Source organism: Moorena sp. SIO3I6 (assembly GCF_010672095.1).
In genome coordinates, this window is the sequence record NZ_JAAHHU010000768.1 from 1 (window position 1) to 2,261 (window position 2,261).

Consider the following 2,261-nt stretch of genomic DNA (forward strand, 5'->3'; position numbering starts at 1 on the left):
TGAAATTCTTCGGAGGCATCGGGTTATATTGATCCATCAATGCTCGATAGTCACTACAGCAGCTAGGGAGGTGTCATTGTAACTGGGTACCACTTGCGAATTAATCAAATTTGTAGTATAATCTATCCCAGTATCAAAGAGTAGAAATACATCATCATTTTCAATCAAATTAATGGTGTTTTTAATCGCCCTAGTGGGATTGTATCCATCATCATAAGCCTGAATCACAATTTGTTTGCCATTGATACCGCCTTGGCGATTAATATCTTCTATATAAGCCATTGAACCTCTATACAATTCAATGCCTAAACTTCTAGATGCTCCTGTAAATGCAGCAGACATTCCCAACACAATATCATCCTCTTGGCTCTTCCCTGAGAAACCTGATACCAAAACAAGCAATAGAGATAAAAATAGAGATAAAATAATTAGACCCAGAAGCTTTAACTGATTGGAAATGTGTTTGCTTAACATATAGCGGTTTGCGTGTAGGTTAAGTTAAGTTAGGATACTAACTACTAACTACTGACTACTAACTACTGACTACTTCTTCTTATTGTAATTAGCGCGGGTGGCAAACCGCTATATCCGATTGTCCTATGCGATCGCTATTCTTAAACTATCAGCGATCAGCATCTTTACGGTTGTCCAGAACTACTTATATCTTCGTCTCCAGAGCCTTTTTCGTAAGTTTTCCGTGATTAAAAAGCTGAAGGCTGACGGCTGACGGCTTACGTCTAAACTTGAAACACCGAAACTTCTGTTTGTAATCCTTGGGCAGTATCATCCAATCGTTCCAGAGCATTATTCGTATCTCTTAGAGAGTCAGCCGTTTGTTGTGAGGCTTCGCTTAATTGAACCATCGCCTCGCTAATTTGTTGAGCACTTTTTGATTGGTCTTCAACACTTTGATTCACCATCTCAAACCGGGGAGTCAGGCTCTGCACTTGCTCAATTACTTTAGCAATTTGTTCACTAATCTTGCCGACATTTTCGACACTAGTACTGACATCCTTGCTAAATTTATCCATTTCCATCACCCCAGTTGACACTGCTGATTGCATCTCTTTTACCATGGTCTCAATTTCTAGGGTAGCCACTGCCGTTTGGTCAGCTAGCCGCCGAATTTCCCGAGCCACAACCGCAAAACCAGCCCCATACTCTCCTGCTTTCTCCGCTTCAATGGCAGCGTTGAGGGATAGTAAATTAGTCTGATCGGCTACTTTAGTAATAGTGGTGACAACGCTACTGATATTATTGGCTTTTTCATTCATCACCCCCAGTTTGGCAGAAATAGAACTAGTAGCATTGGCTAAGTGACGCATGGTACTTTCCATACGCATCAGGTCTTGTTGACCATGGCTAGCAGCATCAGCAGTAATTTGAGACAGCTGAGCGAGTTGCTCCATAGTTTGAACTAATTCCCCAGAGGTATTGGCAATTTCTTGAGCTGTGCTTGTCACCTCGTTGGTGGAGGCTAATTGTTCGGTCATGGTTGCTTCTAATTGCTTACCAGAGGCAGCAATTTGGGTGGTGGAGCTAGTCATTTGGATACCAGACTGCTGCACCTTATAGATCAATGAATTAAGGTTTTCAGTCATCTTTTTGAGAGATTCCAGTAATTGTCCAATCTCATCCGTTGAGGTAATTTCCACCTTGGTACTCAGATTACCAGCCGAAACTTCTTCTGCTATATCTACTGCTTTGTTTAACGAATTAACAATATCGCGGGTGACAAAAATTCCAAAACCTAGAGTAGTACCAATGATTAAAATGAAAGCAATCAGTACGATGTTGATGGTACGCTTTTGGTCTTCTTTCGCAAGATTGGCTGAGTTTTGAGATAATGTAATAGCTCGCCGCAATAGACTCCTCATTTCTGCTTTCAGTTCTTCTGCGGACTTTTGCATCCGTTCTGCAGCAAATTCCGCTTGATCGGGTTGATTCTCAACAACTAAACTGAACGCTTCTTCAGATTTATCACCATAACGATCATGCATTATTTTATATAACTCTAATTCAGATTTAAAATCTGACCAGTAGTCTTTTTGCTGATTACTTAAGGCTTTTTGGATTTCACGTTTGAGGATGTTATCAACTTTTATAAGAGCGTCGTCCACTAATCCATCCCTTCGGTTGAACTCCGCTCTGGCTTCACTAAATGTGTTTCTAGCAGTGGTGCTTTCTGCATATCGGTAATTAAATCGAAAAGCTCGTTCAAAATTAACCCTCTGAGCAAGTTGACTTTCTTGCATTTCCGT

3 protein-coding genes are annotated in these 2,261 nt (G+C 40.9%); 1 reads left to right on the top strand and 2 read right to left on the bottom strand.

The window, feature by feature from the left end; all coding sequences use genetic code 11:
- Positions 1-36: 36 nt before the first annotated feature.
- Complete coding sequence (locus F6K49_RS42495; protein ID WP_293107429.1) at positions 37-474, bottom strand: ABC transporter substrate-binding protein; 438 nt, start codon at positions 472-474, stop codon at positions 37-39.
- 97 nt (positions 475-571) lie between these two features.
- Here F6K49_RS42495 and F6K49_RS42500 point away from each other — a divergent pair, with 97 nt between their 5' ends.
- Positions 572-727, top strand: coding sequence for a hypothetical protein (locus tag F6K49_RS42500; RefSeq protein ID WP_293084075.1), 156 nt, complete (start codon positions 572-574; stop codon positions 725-727).
- Between the two features lie 10 nt (positions 728-737).
- Here F6K49_RS42500 and F6K49_RS42505 read toward each other — a convergent pair.
- Positions 738-2,261 (bottom strand): methyl-accepting chemotaxis protein (locus F6K49_RS42505; protein ID WP_366514304.1); only part of this gene is annotated, 1,524 nt, incomplete at its 5' end.